Origin of the sequence: Sphingobacterium kitahiroshimense, from assembly GCF_025961315.1 — a bacterium.
GTDB classification, from domain to species: Bacteria; Bacteroidota; Bacteroidia; order Sphingobacteriales; family Sphingobacteriaceae; genus Sphingobacterium; species Sphingobacterium anhuiense.
Genome location: NZ_JAOQNK010000001.1, coordinates 3386665 through 3407423, shown reverse-complemented (window position 1 = coordinate 3407423; position 20759 = coordinate 3386665). Strand labels below are relative to the sequence as shown.

General features: G+C 35.9%; 22 protein-coding genes. 10 read left to right on the top strand and 12 right to left on the bottom strand.

Translation table 11 applies throughout. The features are described 5' to 3' along the window. Position 1: 1 nt before the first annotated feature. From ytxJ to M2265_RS15110, 5 genes are all read right to left on the bottom strand, one after another. Positions 2–334: a bacillithiol system redox-active protein YtxJ gene (ytxJ, locus tag M2265_RS15130; protein ID WP_132771630.1), complete on the bottom strand. Its 333-nt coding sequence runs from the start codon at positions 332–334 to the stop codon at positions 2–4. 1 nt (position 335) lies between these two features. Further along, entirely contained in the window at positions 336–1079 is a 744-nt protein-coding gene (locus M2265_RS15125; RefSeq protein WP_132771629.1) for a hypothetical protein, read from the bottom strand. A gap of 200 nt (positions 1080–1279) precedes the next feature. After that, positions 1280–1768 (bottom strand): 6,7-dimethyl-8-ribityllumazine synthase, encoded by a 489-nt coding sequence (gene ribH / locus M2265_RS15120; protein WP_021191877.1) that lies wholly within the window; start codon positions 1766–1768, stop codon positions 1280–1282. 238 nt (positions 1769–2006) lie between these two features. Then, entirely contained in the window at positions 2007–2684 is a 678-nt protein-coding gene (locus M2265_RS15115; protein ID WP_132771628.1) for a tetratricopeptide repeat protein, read from the bottom strand. A gap of 79 nt (positions 2685–2763) precedes the next feature. Continuing rightward, positions 2764–4689, bottom strand: a complete 1926-nt coding sequence (locus M2265_RS15110; protein WP_132771627.1) for a polysaccharide biosynthesis protein — start codon at positions 4687–4689, stop codon at positions 2764–2766. A 128-nt stretch (positions 4690–4817) separates the two neighbouring features. On the opposite strand from M2265_RS15110, the gene M2265_RS15105 reads away from it, so the two are divergent. Genes M2265_RS15105 through M2265_RS15095 form a run of 3 tightly spaced genes read left to right on the top strand, consistent with a single transcriptional unit; the run spans position 4818 to position 7412 of the window. Then, on the top strand, positions 4818–6029 hold the full coding sequence (locus M2265_RS15105; protein ID WP_021191874.1) for an alanine dehydrogenase: 1212 nt from the start codon (positions 4818–4820) through the stop codon (positions 6027–6029). Between the two features lie 3 nt (positions 6030–6032). Beyond that, on the top strand, positions 6033–6884 hold the full coding sequence (locus M2265_RS15100) for an alpha/beta hydrolase (protein WP_132771626.1): 852 nt from the start codon (positions 6033–6035) through the stop codon (positions 6882–6884). 12 nt (positions 6885–6896) lie between these two features. After that, positions 6897–7412, top strand: a complete 516-nt coding sequence (locus tag M2265_RS15095; protein WP_132771625.1) for a TlpA family protein disulfide reductase — start codon at positions 6897–6899, stop codon at positions 7410–7412. Here the strand turns inward: M2265_RS15095 and M2265_RS15090 are convergent. The 6 genes from M2265_RS15090 to M2265_RS15065 form a co-directional block, all read right to left on the bottom strand. Further along, positions 7402–8442: an ABC transporter ATP-binding protein gene (locus M2265_RS15090; protein WP_243655462.1), complete on the bottom strand. Its 1041-nt coding sequence runs from the start codon at positions 8440–8442 to the stop codon at positions 7402–7404. The genes M2265_RS15095 and M2265_RS15090 overlap by 11 nt on opposite strands. A gap of 70 nt (positions 8443–8512) precedes the next feature. Then, a complete protein-coding gene (locus tag M2265_RS15085) occupies positions 8513–9307 on the bottom strand; it encodes an outer membrane beta-barrel protein (RefSeq protein WP_021191871.1) in 795 nt (264 codons plus the stop codon). A 22-nt stretch (positions 9308–9329) separates the two neighbouring features. Then, a complete protein-coding gene (locus M2265_RS15080) occupies positions 9330–10067 on the bottom strand; it encodes a hypothetical protein (RefSeq protein WP_132771623.1) in 738 nt (245 codons plus the stop codon). Continuing rightward, complete coding sequence (locus M2265_RS15075) at positions 10064–10516, bottom strand: sigma-70 family RNA polymerase sigma factor (protein ID WP_231577178.1); 453 nt, start codon at positions 10514–10516, stop codon at positions 10064–10066. The genes M2265_RS15080 and M2265_RS15075 overlap by 4 nt, the downstream gene beginning before the upstream one ends. Positions 10517–10670: 154 nt before the next feature. Beyond that, on the bottom strand, positions 10671–11081 hold the full coding sequence (gene tsaE / locus M2265_RS15070; RefSeq protein ID WP_021191868.1) for a tRNA (adenosine(37)-N6)-threonylcarbamoyltransferase complex ATPase subunit type 1 TsaE: 411 nt from the start codon (positions 11079–11081) through the stop codon (positions 10671–10673). 13 nt (positions 11082–11094) lie between these two features. Further along, complete coding sequence (locus tag M2265_RS15065) at positions 11095–12648, bottom strand: bifunctional response regulator/alkaline phosphatase family protein (protein ID WP_021191867.1); 1554 nt, start codon at positions 12646–12648, stop codon at positions 11095–11097. A gap of 296 nt (positions 12649–12944) precedes the next feature. Between M2265_RS15065 and M2265_RS15060 the strand changes: the two genes are divergently transcribed. From M2265_RS15060 to M2265_RS15030, 7 genes are all read left to right on the top strand, one after another. After that, on the top strand, positions 12945–14195 hold the full coding sequence (locus M2265_RS15060; RefSeq protein WP_132771622.1) for an HD domain-containing protein: 1251 nt from the start codon (positions 12945–12947) through the stop codon (positions 14193–14195). Between the two features lie 33 nt (positions 14196–14228). Beyond that, complete coding sequence (gene lpxD, locus M2265_RS15055; protein ID WP_021191866.1) at positions 14229–15272, top strand: UDP-3-O-(3-hydroxymyristoyl)glucosamine N-acyltransferase; 1044 nt, start codon at positions 14229–14231, stop codon at positions 15270–15272. Between the two features lie 40 nt (positions 15273–15312). Then, positions 15313–16707, top strand: a complete 1395-nt coding sequence (locus M2265_RS15050; protein ID WP_183916341.1) for a bifunctional UDP-3-O-[3-hydroxymyristoyl] N-acetylglucosamine deacetylase/3-hydroxyacyl-ACP dehydratase — start codon at positions 15313–15315, stop codon at positions 16705–16707. Between the two features lie 8 nt (positions 16708–16715). Beyond that, entirely contained in the window at positions 16716–17504 is a 789-nt protein-coding gene (gene lpxA / locus M2265_RS15045) for an acyl-ACP--UDP-N-acetylglucosamine O-acyltransferase (RefSeq protein ID WP_021191865.1), read from the top strand. Between the two features lie 11 nt (positions 17505–17515). After that, on the top strand, positions 17516–18139 hold the full coding sequence (locus tag M2265_RS15040; RefSeq protein WP_132771620.1) for an ATP-binding cassette domain-containing protein: 624 nt from the start codon (positions 17516–17518) through the stop codon (positions 18137–18139). A gap of 75 nt (positions 18140–18214) precedes the next feature. Further along, positions 18215–18775: an elongation factor P gene (efp, locus tag M2265_RS15035; protein WP_021191864.1), complete on the top strand. Its 561-nt coding sequence runs from the start codon at positions 18215–18217 to the stop codon at positions 18773–18775. A gap of 73 nt (positions 18776–18848) precedes the next feature. Then, a complete protein-coding gene (locus M2265_RS15030) occupies positions 18849–19421 on the top strand; it encodes a 5-formyltetrahydrofolate cyclo-ligase (RefSeq protein ID WP_237682853.1) in 573 nt (190 codons plus the stop codon). A gap of 35 nt (positions 19422–19456) precedes the next feature. Here the strand turns inward: M2265_RS15030 and M2265_RS15025 are convergent, their stop codons facing one another. Further along, a complete protein-coding gene (locus M2265_RS15025) occupies positions 19457–20749 on the bottom strand; it encodes an HAD-IB family phosphatase (protein ID WP_021191862.1) in 1293 nt (430 codons plus the stop codon). Positions 20750–20759: the final 10 nt, after the last annotated feature.

Below are 20759 nucleotides of genomic sequence, written 5' to 3'. Positions count from 1 at the left end.
TCTATTTTATATAAGTGACAAGATCATCGAAATCAATATCTCCGTGCGATGCATTGAAAAGGCATGCTTTGCCTTTTATAATCAAGAGCTGCGGCGACTGATGTTCGATATGCCAAATGGAAGCAATCTGATTCGAAATTTCTCGGAAAGCTAATAAATCTAAATAATAAACATCGTAAGACTTATCTGTTAAATTAGCAAAGCGTTCAAAGTTTTTCTTCGCCATACCGCTAATGCCACAGGTAGTACTGTGTTTAAAAATTGCAGTGACCTGCTCACTACCCAATATTTCCTGTAGTTGGTCTAAACTATTAAGAGGAATCCAGTTAATCATATTATAATTCAGTAAATTTTGAAGCTTCTACGTGTTCGAATGTAGAAACAGTTGTAAATGTACAGCTTTTCTTTTTATTGTTTAGTGCGATAAACGAAGTTGGAAGCTTTAGGCCAGAACCTGCATCTTTATATTGATCAACCTGATAATTGACCATACTTATGGTGTTTTCAAAAGCTTTTATCTCACCCGTATTTTCATTGATGAGTAAATTTCCTTTTATAGGACCGTCATAGAAACTCCCATCATAGCTAACAAACATGCTCAACAATTTCTCATTATTCAAAAGTTTTACTTTTATATCAGTGAAGTTTATACCTTTTAATTCTGTTATTAGTGGCAATAACAAGAGCTTTAGGTCTTCATTGACCTGTTGCTGAATGTCGCGTTGCAGAGCCGTCTCTATGGTTTTAATCTCAACAGCATTAACAAAGAGTTTAAGGGGCTGCTTGCGTTTGAAATTGAATAAATAAACCAGCTTCTCATTTTTTGTTGATTGTCCTTCAAAGCGGCATTCTCCAGTTTCTCTATTCCATAATAATGATCTGTCGGAAGAGCTGTTAAGCAGATTCGCATTATCATTCCCTGTGCAGGAGAATAAGAGAAATTTAGTATTCTGCCAGTTTTCAATTCCTCCTATGGAGGATTCCAGCTTCATTTGTATATTACTTTCTTGTGCTATTCCCAAGACAGCATTCATTTGCATGATGATGTATAAGAAAGCAATTTTTAGTATAGTCTTCATTATATAAAATATAGATCTTTATAAAAGATAAAATCGACTTCAATATCTTATACAAGACACTGAAGTCGATCAAATACTATAGTGATAACAATATTATCTTATTCTTGTTTGCATTTCGCTAGCCAAGTTTTGATCTGAATAGCTTTTGTCTGGCTCTCGTGTTTAGAGCTCTTGTTTTTTTTAATTAAAAAAAAGACATATTAATACTGCGCACTAATATGTGCCATCTGAATAGCAGTGATTGCTGCTTCTTCACCTTTATTCCCATGCTTGCCACCCGCTCTGTCCAATGCTTGCTGTTGATTGTCAGTTGTCAATACCCCAAAAATAACAGGCTTGTTGTATTTTAATGCGACGTTACTGATGCCATTGGCAACCGCGTCACAGATGAAATCAAAATGACGTGTTTCTCCTTGAATCACACAGCCTAAGCAAATGATTGCATCAAATGAATCATCGCGTAACAAAATATCTGCACCCGTTATTAATTCAAAACTACCCGGTACTTCGATGATTTTTATATTTTCTTCTTGTGCTCCATGCTTTTCTAGACCAGAAATTGCACCATTTAAAAGAGCCCCAGTTATTTCCGCATTCCATTGTGCAACAACAATTCCAAATTTAAAAGGATTTGCGTTTGCAACTGTAATGTGTGAAAAGTCCGATAAATTTTTAATACTACTTGCCATATGTAGAACAAACTTAGATAAATTTGCTTAGAAACACAATATAATTGCGCTCATATCAACGTAAATTTATGCATTGGGAATTGTTTCCAGGAAATGCTTTGTAGTTATTTCAATTATAATTGGAGTGATGTTATTGCACCGTATTTTAGCTGTCATAATAGCTCATATGAGAAATATATAGCATAAAAAAAAGGCTGCCTTTTTGGGCAACCTTTTTTTTTATGTATTTGAGTCAATTCTACAAATGCGCTTGAACACGGCCGATAAGACCATCGATCATAGCTGCTTCTTGACTTTCAGGGAAATCAGTCTTTATTTTTTTATACGTTTCTTCAGCTTGCTTGAACTCATTCTGAGCTTCGTAAACTAAACCTAATTTTTTCAAAAATAATGGAGTAGTATAAGAGTTAGCCGATTTATCAGCTGCTTCTTTGTAAAATCCAGCTGCTTTCTTATAATCTTTCAATTCTGAATGTACGTCACCTTTCAATCCAGTAACCAATGGGTCTAGAATTGGACTTCCGGTTGCCGAATAATTTTCTAAAGCTTCGATCGCTTCATTATACTTTCCTTGACGTAAATATAAGCCACCTAGGTATGCATTTGCAATGTTTGCAGATTTTGTATTTGAATATTCATCTGAAATTTCTTTAAATCCTGCAAAAGAACCGTCTCCTTCAATAGCGCGATTTTGTAATGAATCTATTGCAGCATATTCTTCAGCTTTAAATATTTCGTTCGCTGCTTTCTCAGCTCTCGGTTGTAGATAAAGTTTTTGATATCCAAAATACAATATAATTAACACAAAAATACCACCGACGATAAAAGTGATGCTTTTTTGATTGTCCTGAAAAGATGAACCTTGTGAAGGTTTATTCGCTTGTCCAGCGTTATTTTGGTTTTGATTTTTAGACATTATGATTCAATGAAAAAATATAGATTGCAAAAATACAATTTTACGGTAAATATGCAAGCTTTTGTAATTATAATAAACGTTAAACTCTATTAATTAAGTCTTTCTCTGCCTCAATTTCTTTATCTATCTGTTCGTAGATTGAATTTTGGCTTTTAAATTCTGGCACAATCCTTTTCATTTCTAAAACAACATTATGCTTATTTTGCTGTTTAATACCGGTTACTAAGTTCTCAAGGTGATGATTAACCTGTTGAAAATCGTTTTCCCGAACTTTTGCAATCATAATTTTTTTATGATGCGTTGGCATTGTGTTCTCTAAATCATTCAGAAGCTCCTCGTAAAGTTTTTCTCCGGGACGTAAGCCTGTGAACTTAATTTCGATATCTTGATTTGGAATAAAACCAGAAAGTTTGATCATTTTATTCGCTAATTCGATGATTTTAACAGATTTGCCCATGTCAAAAACGAAAATCTCACCACCTTCTCCCATCGATCCAGCCTCTAATACCAATTGGCAGGCCTCTGGAATTGTCATAAAATACCTCGTTATTTCGGGATGTGTAACGGTTACGGGACCTCCTTTTTCAATTTGATCTCGAAAACGTGGTATAACAGATCCATTTGAGCCTAATACATTACCAAAGCGCGTCGTAATAAACTTGGTTTTAGCATTGACATGCTCATTACTTTGTAAAAAGTGGTTGAAGGATTGGACATATATCTCAGCAATCCTTTTCGTTGCACCCATAATATTTGTCGGGTTTACCGCTTTGTCTGTTGACACAAACACGAATTTTTCCGCACCATATTCAACAGCAAGATTTGCGATATTTTTAGTGCCAACAACATTTGTGTGTACTGCCTCTAAAGGATGGTTCTCCATCATCGGAACATGCTTGTAAGCTGCAGCATGATAAACATAATGCGGTTTGAAAGTTTCAAACATGAGCTTCATACGGTCAATACTACGTACGTCACCAATAAATGAATGATAAACCTGTAATGGAAACTCGTCCTGTAAATCCAGCTGTAAGTTATGCAAAGGTGATTCTGCTTGATCGCACAAAATAATCATCTGTGGTTCAAATTTGCCCAACTGCCTCGCGATTTCACTTCCAATAGAACCAGCAGCACCGGTTACCAGAACACGCTTGCCTTTTAACTGATTTAAAATGTTGTCATTGCTTATCTTTATTGGAGCTCGTTCAAGGAGGTCTTCAATTTTTATTTTTTGAATCTGATTTGGATTTAACTCCCCATTCATGATTTTCTTGACAGAAGGTAAAGTCAATATGGTCACCTTCTTCTCAAGGCAGATGTCAATGATATCATTTTTAGATTCTAAGGGGATATTGTGAGAAGCAATGATGACCTCTTCAATGTTCAGATTGATAATAACCTGTCCTAGTTTCTTCGGGTCAAAAATTTTAATTCCATCAATTACTTTTCCGATTTTTTGTTCATTGTCATCTAGATAACCGACAATGGCATTTTTGGAACGTGTATCGTGATCTAACGTTCTTTTAACGGCAATACCAAGGTCGCCAGCGCCGTAGATCAACGTATTGCGTCTGTCACTTCTTATATTTTTTGTATAAACAAAGAATATTTTAATAAATGTTCGGTATGTCGTGAGCAATAAGAAACAAAATAAGGCATATAAAATAATGAGTGAGCCAGGTAGAGTGTGTTGATCTCCAGTTGCGAGTAATACCGTTTTGATAACGAAGAAAACAAGTACTGCGAATACAATTGCTGTAAGAATTCGAATGGAATCAACAGCACTGGTATAGCGTATAATGCCCGTGTGCATCTTAAATAAATAAAAGGAAGTTGCTGTGACACCCATTGCATAAATCAGTCTGATCGCAAATTCAGATGTATTTATGAAAGCAAAATCAAAACTGTAATAGATGATATTTGCCAAGGTAAAGGCAAATATTGCCGTAAAGATATCTAATACAAAAATAATCCAACGTGGAACAATATTAAGTTTATTAAACATAGTTTTGTTTTAGTGCTTAGTTGGACAAATGTAACTTTTTTTCTAAACAGGTAGGCATATAAGTGCTTAATTTCTTTTGCTTAGCTTAAATAAAAGTAGTAAATTTAAAAAGTAATGCATGAAAATAAATGAGTGACTTAAGTAAATTGGCAAGTCAAGCAATGATACAGCCACAAGAGACTTTATCAGCGACTGCTTCTAGGGAAAAAAGATTGTTTATTGGTATACCCAAGGAAATTGCATTTCAGGAGAGAAGGATTTGTTTGACACCACTGTCAGTCGGTCTTTTGGTAGAAAATGGCCATGAAGTTATTATGGAAACTGGTGCCGGTTTAGGATCTAATTTTTTGGATCATCATTACAGTGAACAAGGTGCTCGTATTGTCTCATCTGCTGAGGAAGTTTATCAAGCGGATTGTATTGTGAAAATATGCGCACCAACTTTTGAGGAAGTAGGAATGATGAAGCAAAATCAGATATTGATGTCTTCACTACAGCCTTCATTATTAGAGCTACCTGTTCTGAGAGCACTTATTCAAAAAAAAATTACTGCTTTATCTTTCGAATATCTGCGCGATGAAGGGGGCTGTTTGGCAGTAGTCCGAGCAATGGGAGAAATTGTTGGTGCTACTTCAACTTTAATCGCTTCTGAATATTTAAGTAATAGTTTTGGTGGTAAAGGCTTAATGTTGGGAGGTATTACAGGTGTTCCGCCGACAGAAATGGTCATTATAGGTGCCGGAACAGTTGGAGAATATGCGGCAAGGACAGCTATTGCACTGGGTGCACAAGTGAAAGTTTTTGATAATTCCATTTATAAATTAAGACGTCTCCAAAATAATCTAGGAAGTCGCGTATACACTTCTATTATCCAACCTACAATTTTGAACAAAGCTGTGAAAACCTGCGACGTGGTCATCGGTGCTTTACGCTCAAAAAATGGGAGAACTCCTTGTGTCATTTCTGAAGAAACGGTTTCAGAAATGAAACCTAATTCTGTTATTATAGATGTAAGCATTGATCAAGGGGGATGTTTTGAAACTTCAAATATCACATCACATGATACACCGACCTTTAGAAAATATGATGTCATTCATTATTGTGTCCCTAATATTGCTTCTCGGGTGGCGAGATCTGCAACCTATGCATTAACAAATATTTTTACACCAATACTACTTGATATTGCTGAGCAGGGAGGTGTCAAAAATGTCATTTGGAAAAGTGCAGGAATTAGAAGTGCAACCTACTTATACCAGGGAATATTGACCAATAAGGATATTGCTTCAAAATTTGAAATGACAGCCAAAGATTTGGATTTAATTATAGTGACCAATTTGTAATTCATGAAACTTACTTTAATGATTATTCTTTTTTCAGTTGTTTTTCAAGCAACAGCGCAAGAAAAGTTTGCCTTATATAATGACAAGATCCCAAATTCTATCAATACAGATACGGCCAGATACAATCGAAATATTCCAGAAATATTTGTTTACAAGCCAAATGCAGCTTTAGATAAGGGTATGGGTGTGTTGATTATTCCAGGCGGTGGCTATGCACATATTGCTATGGATCATGAAGGACATGATGTTGCAAAAGAGTTGAACAAAGCTGGTTTTACGGCTTTTGTTCTTAAATATCGATTACCTTCGCCCAATATCATGGTCGATAAGAGCATTGGACCAATACAAGATGCGCAGCGTGCCATGCAGTACATCCGCAGTGGTTTTCCTTTATTGCATAAAGTCGGAGTTATCGGTTTTTCAGCAGGAGGGCACCTTGCATCTACTTTGCTTATCAGTTCAAAACGTGGTTTCATTGCTAATCCGTCACAGTTATCTTTAGCGCCCGATTTTGCCGGATTGATTTATCCCGTTATCTCCATGACTGACGCTATTACGCACAATGGTTCTAGAATCAACCTTCTCGGAGAGAATCCATCTCCAGAGCAGATTGCCAAATTTTCATCTGAACAGCATGTGACCTCAGATCTTTGTCCTGTATTTTTTGTTCACGCAAAGGATGATAAAGCGGTTCCGATTGAAAACAGTTATGTGATGATCAAAGCACTGGATAAAGCTCATGTTAAAAATAAGCTATTGACTTATGAGGAGGGGGGACACGGTTTTGGTTTGATTAATAAGACAAGTTCAGTAGCTTGGTTAGATAGTTTTGTAGATTGGGTAAATCATTTATAACATATTATTGAAATGAAACATATTTTAGGTCTTATTTTTAGTTTTTTGTTTTTAATAGCCGAAGCACAAACCTCTGATGGAGGATGGAAAGTGCCTCTTAATGCAGCAAGTCCTGCATTTGAAGTTCCCAAGAAAGATGGAACTTCTATTGCCAGTTCCGATCTGAAAGGAAAAGTAGTGTTGCTTAATTTCTTCGCAACCTGGTGCCCTCCATGTCGAGAGGAATTGCCTCGCTTGCAGAAGGAAATATGGGAAAAATATAAAGATAACCCCAAATTTGAATTAATGGTACTGGCGCGTGAGCAGGATTGGAATAAAATTGATCCCTTTGTTGCCGAACACAAATATTCCCTACCATTTTATCCAGACTTGAAAAGAAATGTATTTGGTTTATTTGCAGACCAAGGTATTCCACGCAATGTCGTACTCGATGCCCAGGGCAATGTTATTTACCAGTCCCTTGGGTATGAGAAAAAAGAGTTTGATCAATTGATTGCTCTTATTGATCGTCTTTTACTTAAAGACTGATATATTGCGCGATCTTGACGGTTACAGGTTGTCCTATTTGGATTGAAACAGGAGTCGTACTGATGGCATGTAGTTGTAAGGCATGATTTGTAATTACTAATTCATAATAAAAACCTCTAAAGCGGATATCGGTTAATGTGAAATCATGCGTTGTCTCCGATGCCGTTATAGATACCCATTCTTGATGAATGATGACGGTTGTATCACTTTGTATTTGAAGCAATTTCGCATCTGTGCTACTCAGAATATTGCTTTTAGCTAATAAAAGTGCTGTGTATGGATTAGTTGGTCTTTCGTAAAGTTCCCGTGGATGGCCTTGATCCAATATCTTACCATCTTTCATTACAATAAGATCGTCGGCCAGTGCCAATACTTCTGTCGGATCATGGGAAACAAGTATGATCGTAAGGCCTGTCTCGACCACAATTTGTTTGATGTCTTGTTGCAATGTGTCTCTGAAAGAGGCATCAACCTGATTGAAGGGTTCATCCATCAATAGTACTTGTGGATCATTTACCAATGCTCTGCAGATCGCAACACGTTGTTTTTCTCCACCGCTGATGTCAGCAATTCTTTTCTTTGCAAGATGATCAATCCGCAGTCTTTTTAGGATTGCAGCAGTTTTTGTTTGTTTGGCTTCGATATTTGTATTTGGCAATTGGGAAGCGACATTATCCCAAACATTGGCAAATGTGTTTAAGTCATCAAAACCCTGGGAAACCAGCTTCATGTCTTGATGCCCTGGGATTAGTTTATCTTTTCTTGTTGGAACTAACCAGCCTTTGTAACGAACTTCACCGGTTAATGGCTCTAATAGACCATAGATGAGACGAAGTAATGTACTTTTCCCACTGCCGGATTCTCCGATAATAGCCGTGATTTTACCTTCTTGGATTCCTATATTTGCTTGCTGTACGGCTAAACTTTCCGAATTTTCTAAAAATGAAAAACTAAGATTTTCAAGATGGATGTAAGGAAGTCCAAGGACCTCTTTATCAAAGGGAACATACTGACAAGAAGATTGTGACATATTTTGCAAAATAAAAAAAGCCGAATGTTATAATTCGGCTTAAAATTAAGCATTTTAATATTATTCTACCCTAAAAACCTAGCGTCAGGCCAAAAGTAAAATTATTTAAACCCTGTTGATCAGGACTATTTTCGAACATATCATTGAAATAATATTTGACAAAAACGCCCATTGAATCATATCCGAGTCGCGCAAAGGCACCATACTGGAAGCTGGCCAAATTGTAATTATCTTTAAATTTTTGGCTGCCTTGTTCATTACTTTTTAAACGTTGACTACCTTTTATTAAAATTCCGGTCATTGCGCCGACAGCAAGTTTCGCACGCTCACCATTTTTAAACCTTTTACTTCTGAACTCAAATGTTAACGGAACACGTAGGTATGTTGATGTAAATACATTCTTCTTGTAAGTGATGTCATCCGGGTAGGAATAGTCCAAAGGAGTAGCGTCCTGATCCAGCAAAACATTATGTTTCAACCTCAGATAGTTCCATTCAAAACCTGTCGATATATACGTTTTGAATCGATCATTGAACCTAAGGCCAAATTGAGCAATATCGAAACCAAAGTTTGAAGCTTTTTTATATTCTAAAAATTCGTTATTCTCATTTAATGTAAAGCTACCATCATTAATTAACCTTGAAAATCCCCAATCTATGCGAGAAAAAGTGATGCCACCAAATATTTTTGGATATTTTGAAACAGCAGGTGTGTTTTTGTCATCAATTTTATCACTGTCTTCTTTGCCTAAAATGCTTGTTGAAATATTAATTTTTTTAGTGCTGTCCTGTTGTGCATATGCTTTTACTAGAAGGCAGGATGTTAGGATACCGATGATTGCGAACGATAGAAAATATTTTTTCATATGGAAAGAGTTTATTTAGGTTTTACTTTTTTCTTTTTTTATTTTTAACGAAACTATTAAGTAGATCAATCTGTAATGTTCCCTCGTCATCATTGCTGAACTGAACTTCTGAACCATTCCCTTGATTGATGGTTTTGCTCAAAATGTTGAGCACCTTAGTAACAACATTCTGTTTGCTTTCGCTGGTTGAAGCCATCATACTTTCTTCTTCGTCCGGGTTTTCAATAATGGGTTTGATCGGGATGTATTCCATTGCATGTGCTATTTGTGCTTGTGAATCCACAACTACTAGCATCGGTTGTTCTGCTGTTATTTTTAGTTTTTTAAGCGCTACCGCTTCATTGATCTGTGCAATTTTCGGTGGCATTGATTTTATTTGATAATCAGTTTGCGTATCCTGAGTTTTTTCGGGTACAGTTTTGACGGCAAATCGGACAGGCTCTTCTTTAGTTTCTATCAAATCTTCTACTGGCTCCTTTTGTTCTTTTTGGGTAGCTGTATCTTTTTTCCGATTAACAATGTTTGTGGTTTCCACGGTGCTTGCTGACTGCTTCATGACCAATAGACTAAAAATCCCAATACAAATGAGGGTCGCGGCGATGCTAACAAGCGGTTTTAACCACTTTATTTTTTTCTTGATTGGTACAATTTTCTGTTCATCAAGATCCGCTTCTATTTTATTCCAGATATCAGCGCTAGGCTGTATATCAAGTTTGTCAATATGATCGCGGAATAATTTGTCGATTTCTTCATTTTTCATAACGTAAATGCCTCAATTTTTAATAATCTTGTTTTCAGCCACTGCCTTGCTCTTGATAACTGTGATTTTGAATTTCCCTCACTTATGTTGAGCATTTCGGCAATTTCTTTGTGTGTATAGCCTTCTACAGCATAGAGATTAAAGACTGTACGGTAACCAATGGGTAATTGATGAACGATTGACATTAAATCTTTGTAATGTATCTGATCGGTAGCGTTGTTATTCGGAATTTCATGGATAATGTCGTTATCGAGAGACTCTACATAAACAATTTTGTTTTTTCGCTGTATTTCAATAGCCGTATTGACCATAATTCTTCGTATCCAGCCTTCGAGAGACCCATTTTCTGAAAACAGGTGTCCTTTAGTGAAGACTTTTACAAATCCGATTTGCAGTATATCCTCCGCTTCTACGCTGTCTTTTGCATAGCGTAAGCAAACAACAAACATTTTTTTAGAAAAAAATTGATATAGATGGTACTGAGCTTTTCTATCTCCAGTGAGACATTTTTTCCATGTTGAATCTATACTTACGTTTTCCAAAATTTAATCAGTTTATATTAGGAAGACGTAAGATATTTAGGAAAGGTTGCATGGGGCGCAACTATTTTATAATTATTTTTCGACTTGTAGGTGATGTAATCTCAATTTCAATTGTTTTTGCATCATCAGGCAGTAAGTTTGGGATTTTATTCGGCCATTCGATAAAACAATAATTTCCAGAATAAAAATAATCCTCATAGCCAAAGTCATAGGCCTCTTCTTCTTCTTTTATTCTGTAAAAGTCGAAATGAAAAATTGTGCCCTGTGGTGTGCTATATTCATTTACAATTGAAAATGTGGGACTTGAGGTGTTGTCTTGTACTTGCAAAGCTTTGCAAAGTGCTTTTATAAAGGTTGTTTTTCCCGCACCCATATGACCGTAAAAGAGAAATACACGATCATCAGGAAAAGACTTTAAAAGTAGTTCTGCAGCATGATCTAATTCTGAAAGTTGATTTACTTCGATTATCATGCTGCAAAATTACTTATTTGGAAGTATAAGTAGCGAAAGGAATAATCATTTCTTCCAATGAAATACCCCCATGCTGAAAAGTTTCATTAAAATAATTGACAAATTGATTGTAATTGTTTGGGTATACAAAGTATGAATCCTCTTTTGCAAAGACAAAGCAGGAGCTCATGTGCAACTTTGGTAATTGAGCGTCATGTGGATTCTTAATTAAGAACACGTCCTTGTCAATAAAATTTAGATTCTTACCCTGTTTATAGCGTAAATTGGTATTTGTATTACGGTCACCAACAATCTTGCTCGGTTTTTTTACTTTAATTGTTCCATGATCTGTTGTGATGATCACTCGAACATTACGCTGGGACAGCCATTTCAAGGCTTCAAATAAGGGCGAGTGTTCAAACCATGAAAGGGTTAAAGAACGGTAAGCCGCTTCATTGTTTGCCAATTCGCGAATCATAGCCATATCTGTTCTTGCATGCGAAAGCATATCGACAAAGTTGTAGACTAATATATTCAGATTGTTCTGGATTAAATTGCTCAGATTGTCCACGACATCTTTCCCCTGATCTAAGGTTAAGACCTTTGTATAGGAGTGTTTTATAGGCTTCCGGTAGACACGCTGGATTTGGTCTTCTAAAAATTTGTCTTCATATAAATTTTTACCACCTTCATCTTCATCGTTTTGCCACATTTTTGGAAATCGCTTTTCCATTTCTAAAGGCGTCAGTCCACTGAAAATCGCATTTCGGGCATATTGCGTCGCGGTCGGTAAAATACTGTAGTAAGTATCTTCTTCCTCTAGTCTAAAATAATCGGTGATTACTTCGTTGATCACTTTCCATTGATCGTAACGCAAATTGTCAATTAAAAAGAAAAATGTAGGTTTATCTTCCGTTAATTGCGGAAATACCTTTTTCTTAAATAATTGATGCGAAAGTATTGGAGCTTGATCTGGAGCTTTCATCCAATTCAAGTAGTTCTTTTCTATAAATTTGCAGAATTGAACATTTGCTTCCGATTTTTGCATTGTCAAGATTTCATGCATGCCCGCATCTTCAAGTTTCTCTAGCGAAAGCTCCCAATAGATCAGCTTTTTATATGCCTCGGACCATTGTTGATAATTCAGATCATCATTTAATACCATACCAAGGTTTCTAAAGTCCTGTTGATATGCCATCGATGTTTTCTCGTTAACAAGTCTCTTGTTTTCCGTCAGTTTTTTGATAGTCAGGAGAATTTGCTTCGGATTAACGGGTTTTATAAGATAATCGTCAATTTTAGAGCCTATGGCATCCTCCATGACATGTTCTTCTTCATTTTTTGTGACCAGTACAGTAGGTACGGTAGGATTAATGGATTTTAAGATTGCTAATGTCTCTAAACCTGTTAAACCCGGCATATTTTCATCTAAAAATACTAGGTCGAAAACACCTTCTTTAAAAGCATCCACCGCATCATTTCCATTATTTACTGTTTTGACTTTATAGCCTCTTTCTTCTAATAAGAGTATATGAGGTTTTAAAAAATCAATTTCATCATCAGCCCAAAGTATATGTGTTTTTTGCATATTGTAATATTTGCTATAATCAAAATCGATTAAATTCCAATTGTTTTAGTGTTTAGGTAGCTGGAGTAATAATCACTTTTTTTTGATATTTTCATTTAAACTATACGAACTTAAATAAAAAAGGAGCTTTACCTATTATTTTTAACACTTGTTAACCACTTAAACTAATTATATTTGTATTTATAATTTAACTCCTAGGACAGGAAAATAAACTGGCTCATCTTTAACTCATTTGATGAACAATTAAAGTTAGCTATTGTTTTGGCGCTATATGTTAGAAGAAATGCATTCATAAATTGAATAAGAAAAAAATATTAAATGATCCTGTCTATGGATTTGTTTCCATTCCATCGGGATTGATTTTTGAGCTTATACAGCATCCTTATCTGCAACGACTTCGCTATATTAAGCAAGTCAGTATGACACATTTGGTGTATCCTGGAGCGCTGCATACCCGCTTTCAACATGCGATAGGGGCTATGCACTTGATGTCGTTGGCGATTGATACGCTAAAAGGTAAAGGTGTCGATATCAGTGAAGAAGAGAAAGAGGCGGCACTTGCGGCTATTTTGCTTCATGATATTGGCCATGGTCCCTTTTCTCATTCTTTAGAACATACGATTATAGATGGGGTTTCGCATGAGTTACTATCTTCTCTTTTAATGGACCGTATCAATAATGAGTTCGGAGGAAAGCTTGATCTGGCCATTACTATTTTTAATAATAAATATCACCGAAAATTTTTCCATCAGTTAGTTTCCAGTCAATTGGATGCTGACAGAATGGATTATCTAAATAGAGACAGCTTTTTCACAGGAGTATCAGAAGGCGTTATTTCATATGATCGAATTATAGCTATGTTAGCTGTGGTTGATGATCAGATCGTTATTGAAGAAAAAGGAATTTACTCGGTTGAAAAGTTTTTAATAGCGCGTCGATTAATGTACTGGCAGGTATATCTCCATAAAACCGTAGTGGGCGCAGAACAGTTATTAATCAAAATACTGCAACGGGCAAAGCAATTAGCAAGTAGTGGCAACGCATTGTTTGCGACACCAGCGTTTAACTGGTTTTTGACTCAAAAAATTGATAAGAACAATTTTTTAGAAGATGCTTTACACTTGGACTGGTTTACACTTTTGGATGATACTGATATTATGTCTGGTATTAAGACATGGGCCCATCATGAAGATTCTATTTTGCGTATGATGTGTCAGAAATTGATGAGCCGTGAATTGTATCGGACCATTATGAGTAATATGCCTTTCTCAAAAGAATTGATGGATGAGGTTTATCGTCGCGTTAAAGAATATTTTCAGGTAAGTGATGACGAATTGCAATATTACGTTTTCACCCAGGAAATTCAGAACAGTGCTTATGATAGCCACAATGACCCGATTAAGATATTGATGAAGACAGGTGAGATTAGCGATATTGCTGAAGCATCAGATTTGTCGAATTTAGAGGCGTTAGCAAAAAAAGTGCAGAAGTTTGTACTGTGTTATCCCAAAGAGCTTGGATATATAGCAATTCCAGCTAAAAAATAATTAAAATATAATAAAAAAACATAGCTTTGTAGCATGCAATTTACTGCTCAACAAATAGCATCCTTATTAAATGGATCGATAGAGGGGAATCCTGATGTAGAAGTTTCAAATTTAGCGAAAATAGAAGAAGCTTCTTTAGGGGATCTTTCATTTCTATCGAATCCTAAATATGAGCAATTTTTATATGAGACTAATGCCTCTATTGTAATTGTTAATGAAGATCAACAATTATTATCAGCCCCCAAATCAACTTTAACGTTGATCCGCGTAAAAAATGCTTATACGGCATTTTCTACATTATTGAACATCTATAATGAAGTTCGCCTGGATAGAAAAGGCAGAGAAGAACCGTCATATATACATGATACTACTACCATCGGTGAGGATGGTTATATCGGAGCTTTTGTCTATATTGGCAAAGGTGGAAAAATCGGTAAAAATGTTAAAATTTACCCGCAGGTTTATATTGGTGATAATGTGATTATCGGTGACAATACGACCTTATTTCCTGGCGTTAAGATATACCAAGATTGTGTGCTGGGAAATAATGTTACTGTGCATTCTGGAACTGTAATTGGTTCTGATGGTTTTGGATTTGCTCCGCAGGATGATGGTACCTATGCTAAGGTTCCTCAAATTGGTAACGTGATTATTGAAGACGATATCGAAATTGGTGCCAATACGGTTATTGACCGTGCTACAATGGGATCTACAATATTACATAAAGGTGTTAAACTGGACAACTTGATTCAAATAGCCCATAATGTAGAATTAGGAAAGAATACTGTAATTGCCGCTCAAACGGGTGTTTCTGGAAGTAGTAAGATCGGTGAAAACGTAATTTTGGGTGGCCAGGTTGGTATTGTAGGCCATATTACTGTTGCTGACAAAAGTCAGGTACAGGCTCAAGCCGGAATCAATAGATCGATTACCGAAGCGAATAAAAAGTGGGCGGGGAGCCCTGTATTGGGTTTTCAATCCAATATGAGATCGCAAGTCATTTATGCGAAATTACCTGATCTTGAAAAACGTGTCAGGGAGTTGGAGCGATTATTAAAGGAAAATTTGAAATCTTAAAAGAACCTTTTGGTCGTTTTTGATTAAATATATGTTAGAAATGAATGTAAAACAAAGAACCATCAAGCAAGATGTGGTCATATCTGGAGTCGGTTTACATACAGGTAAAACTGTATCTATGACAATAAAGCAAGCTCCTGAAAATCATTGGTATAAGTTTAAAAGAATTGATTTAGAAGGTCAGCCAGAAATACTGGTTGATGCTGATAATGTCACAGATACATCGAGAGGTACAACGATTTCTCAAAATGGCGCAAGTGTGAGTACTATTGAACACTTAATGGCTGCTCTGGTAGGTTTACAGATTGATAACGTATTAATTGAAATTGATGGACCCGAAGTACCTATTTTAGATGGTAGTTCAGCCATATTTATTGATAAATTTGAGGAAGCTGGTTTCGAAGAGTTAGAAGCTGATCGTGATTATTTTGAAATTCAGCATGCCATACATTATATAGAATCTGAACGTAAGGTAGAAATCATGGCAATGCCACTAGATGGTTACCGTTTAACGTGTATGATTGATTTTAATTCGCCTGTATTAGGAAGTCAGCATGCTGCTATTAATACCATTGAAGATTTTTCAAAAGAAATATCTTCTTCAAGAACTTTCTGTTTTTTACATGAATTAGAAATGTTGGTTGATAATGGTTTGATCAAAGGTGGCGATTTAAGCAATGCGATCGTTATCGTTGATAAAGAAACATCTCCTGAGGAATTGAAGAAATTATCACATTTGTTCAACCGTGATGATGTTACTGTTGCAAAAGAAGGTATCTTGAGCAATATTCAGCTTCGTCATCAGAATGAGCCCGCTCGTCATAAGTTATTAGATATGGTGGGTGACCTCGCTTTAGTTGGTCGACCATTGAAAGGACATGTTATGGCAGCAAGACCTGGTCACGCCGCTAACGTTGCTTTTGCAAAGAAAATCAAAGAGCAAATCCGCAAGGATAAAAATACAAAAAAGATTAAGGTGTACGATCCAAATATGACTCCTGTATATGATACAGTGCAGATTATGAAGATTTTACCTCACCGTCAACCGATGTTAATGGTTGATAAAATATTAGAATTAACAGAAAATCATGTAGTTGGCCTGAAAAATGTTACAATGAATGAAGACTTGTTCATGGGGCATTTTCCTGGGGCGCCAATTTTCCCTGGGGTATTGCAAATTGAAGCGATGGCACAGACAGGTGGTATTCTAGTATTGAATACTGTTCCTGACCCGGAGAACTGGTTGACGTTATTTTTAAAAATTGAAAACGCACGATTTAAAGTGCAGGTAAGTCCAGGTGACACGATTATTTTTAGATGCGATTTGACGGAACCTATCCGCAGAGGCATTGCTAAAATGAAAGGTGTAGCTATGGTAGGTGAAAAAGTTGTTTGCGAAGCTGAGTTAATGGCTCAGATTGTGAAAGTAAAATAATAGTAGAGATGATACAGCCGTTAGCTTATATACATCCAGAAGCAAAGATTGCTCAAAATGTTGTTGTAGAACCATTTGCTACTATCCATAGGGATGTAGTTATTGGGGAGGGAACGTGGATCGGTTCCAATGTGACAATTATGGATGGGGCACGTATTGGTAAAAATTGTAAAATTTATCCAGGAGCAGTTATTTCAGGTGAACCTCAAGATTTGAAGTTCGACGGTGAAATTACAACTGCTGAGATTGGGGATAATACTACTATTCGCGAATGCGTTACTATCAATAGAGGAACAAAAGATAAATTTAAAACAGTAATTGGAAAAAATTGCCTTATTCAGGCATATAGTCATATTGCACACGATTGTACAATCGGTGATTACTGCATATTTTCAAATAGCAGTACACTAGCGGGACATATTACCGTAGGAGATTATGTAGTTTTGGCAGGTATGGTAGCAGTTCATCAATTCTGTACCATTGGATCGCATGCTTTCGTGACAGGTGGTACATTAGTAAGAAAAGATGTACCTCCGTTTATCAAAGCGGCACGTGAGCCTATTTCTTATGCAGGTATAAATTCTGTTGGATTAAGGAGAAGAGGCTTCTCAGAAGAGCAGATTGCTGAAATTCAAAATATTTATCGTGTTCTATTTGTTCAAAATAGAAATTTAACAAAAGCGGCGGCGATCATTGAGGCTGAATTTCAGGCAACTGAAATTCGTGACGAGATATTAGGTTTTATCCGCAACTCTAATCGAGGTGTTATTAAAGGATTTAATCAAAGGGCTGTCTAATTTTAGATCATTTGAAAATTATTTTAACAGATGTAGGTCGGCGTTATAATCGGGAATGGATTTTTAAACATATTACATATGAGTTTGAATCCGGAAAGTCATACGCCATACTTGGACCTAATGGTTCAGGAAAGTCCACTTTGTTAAAAGTGCTTTCGGGAAGTTTAGCGCCTTCCGCTGGAAGTATTTATTATGAAATGAATGATAAAGCAGTGGATGTTGAGTCGGTTTTTCAATATCTTTCGCTCGCTACGCCCTATGTAGAATTAATAGAAGAATTTACGTTACGAGAGCAAATACAATTTCATTTTAAATTTAAGAATTATCTAAGCGGATATAGTGAACCTGAGGTTGTACACTTATTAGGCCTGGAAAATGCAATAGACAAAGAACTGAAATTTTTTTCCTCAGGAATGAAGCAACGTGTCAAATTGGCTTTAGCTTGTTGCAGTGATTCTGCTTTCGTGTTATTGGATGAACCAACTAGTAATTTGGATACCGCAGGTGAAGGATGGTACTTAGAATTGGTTGATAAAACAAAGCGTGCAGATCGATTGTTTATCATTTGTTCAAACCAAGAGAAGGAATATAATTTTTGTGACCAGACCCTGTCTATTTCAGATTATAAAAGTTGATAATTATTAGATTTTTATTAAAAGATTAGATTTTGTAGTTTTGTGACTCAGAAAATAATTATAAAAGTTTAAATCATGGCAAAAGCATCAGACGTTAAGTCAGGAAATGTTTTAAGATTCAACGGTGAGTTAGTCGCTGTTGAGGAATTTATACATCGTACACCAGGTAATTTACGTGCTTTCTATCAAGCGAGAATGCGTAATGTGAAAACTGGTAAATTAGTAGAATACCGTTTTCGAGTTGACGAAAGTGTTGAGATTGCTCGTGTTGAAACAAACGATTATCAATATTTATATGAGGAGGGAGACTTTTTCGTTGTAATGGACAATACCACTTACGAACAGTTTAATATCCCTAAGTTCTTGTTTGGAACTTCGGCACGATTCTTGAAAGAGGGTATGAACGTAATTGTAGCATTTGAAAGTGATGAAGCAATTATGGCGCATGCTCCTAAAAGTGTTGAATTAGAAATAACATACACAGAGCCTGCAGTAAAGGGAGATACTTCAACAAATGCATTAAAAAATGCAACAGTGGAAACTGGAGTTGAAATTAAAGTACCTCTTTTTATTAATCAAGGAGATAAAGTAAGAATTGATACGCAAACAGGTGATTACATCGAGCGTGTTAAATAATATTAAGATTTAGGTTTAGGTTGATTATTCGGTCTTGTTAGCACCCAGCTGCAAGGCCGTTTTTTTTTCTATTATGATGACCAAAAATGAACTCAGGACATATTATCGGCATTTAAGATCGCGATTAGCTCCGTCTGAAGAGATTGATCTAAATTTGGGTCTGTTAGAAAATTTAAAGCGTTTGGAATGGCAAAACGTGAAATTTTGTCATGTCTTTTTGCCAATACTGAAATTTCATGAACCTAATACGCTGCTACTCATTTCATATTTGCAGGAAAAGTTTCCGGAGATTCAAATTGTTATCTCCAAATCGAATTTACAGTCTAATGTGATGAGTCATTATATTTATGATGATAAGTTGGCATTAGCTCATAATCAATGGGGCATACTCGAACCGGTAGAAGGAGTTTATGTTGACGAAAAGAGTATTGACATGGTGCTGGTTCCCTTATTAATTTCAGATAAGGCTGGGAATCGGATTGGATATGGAAAAGGTTATTACGATCGCTTTTTATCTTTATGCAGACCTGATGTTAAAAAGGTCGGTCTTTCATTTTTTGAACCTATAGCGATAATCGAGGATATCGATCCGCACGATATTCCTTTGGATGTCTGTGTGACACCAAAAACAATATATTATTATTAAAATAAAAGCGGGAACTATAAGTTCCCGCTTTTATTTTAATATAAAATTCGAAATTTTATGGTATTCTGAACTTTTTTAAGTTGTTTGATTAAATCCCGGTCATATTCACCTTTGATATCCGTGACAGCATAGCCTATATCAGCCTTAGTCATCAGAAATTGAGATATGATATTGATATCATTTTGAGCATAGACAAGATTAATCTGCGCCATGATACCAGGTACATTTTTATGGATATGAAGTAAACGTGTAACATCTTTTACTTTAGGAAGCAATAGATTTGGAAAATTGCGACTCATGTAGGTATCTCCATTATTAATGAAGTCGGCCATTCTTCTCGGAATAAATTCGGCGTTTCTCTTTTTGTCTTTTTTGTCATCAAAAACAACAATGCCTTTTGCATTGCAAATATCTTTGTTAAGATGATTTTTTGCATCACCTAAAACGCCAATCGTTTTGAGCTTATCGGCACGGGATAATTGATCTTCAGAAACAGAGATATCTTTTCCAAGTAAAAGCATGCCGACGTCTTTTGTATACTTTTCTTCAAAAGTGTCTTTTGTGCGCACAGAAAATCCATCTCTTTTTAATATATGAGAAGCAATTTCAGGAACCTCTCCGACGATCAGACAAAGAATCCGATTTTTAGGGTAGGAAATAGCGCGGGGTAAATTATTGACATATAGAAATTCATCAAAACTAGGTGTAATAAAATCCGCTTTTTCAGTGACAGTTTTTCTGGAAATATTTTCAGTAAATGCAAAGAATTTCTCAATAAGCCCGGATTCTTTTAATTGAAAATCAGAATACCCATCACCGATGCCGTAAATAGTACCATCTATTTTTAATTCCTGTAGTAATTTTACTTTACCGCCTTCATCCGATAAAGGATTTGATTCGTCAAATCCGATGATATTATCATGCTCATCAAATATAAAGGTGTTCGCGTAGATATTTTCCTTTTTGATATTATAAGGAATAACAACTGGCGTAATGAACTCTTTAAATCCTCCAGATACAATCCAAGCGGTGTCCGAATTTTTTTTAAAAAACTCTCTATTTCTTGAGAATGAAGTAGAGACTTTCTTTTTCAGGTGTGTAATAAGTTTGTCGAGATGACTTTTATTTGCTTGTAGTAATTGGACACGACCAGCTAATGCTTCACGAAATGAAAGTTTACCCTCCATTGCAAGATTGGTGTAGCGTTCAATTTCAAGATATATCTTTTCCCTGTCAGGATGATGTTCTAGCGAAATTTTTGCTAATTCGTCCAAAGCCTCTACTTGCGTAAAGGTACTGTCAAAATCAATGATGTAATAATTTTTCACGGTTTAGTTT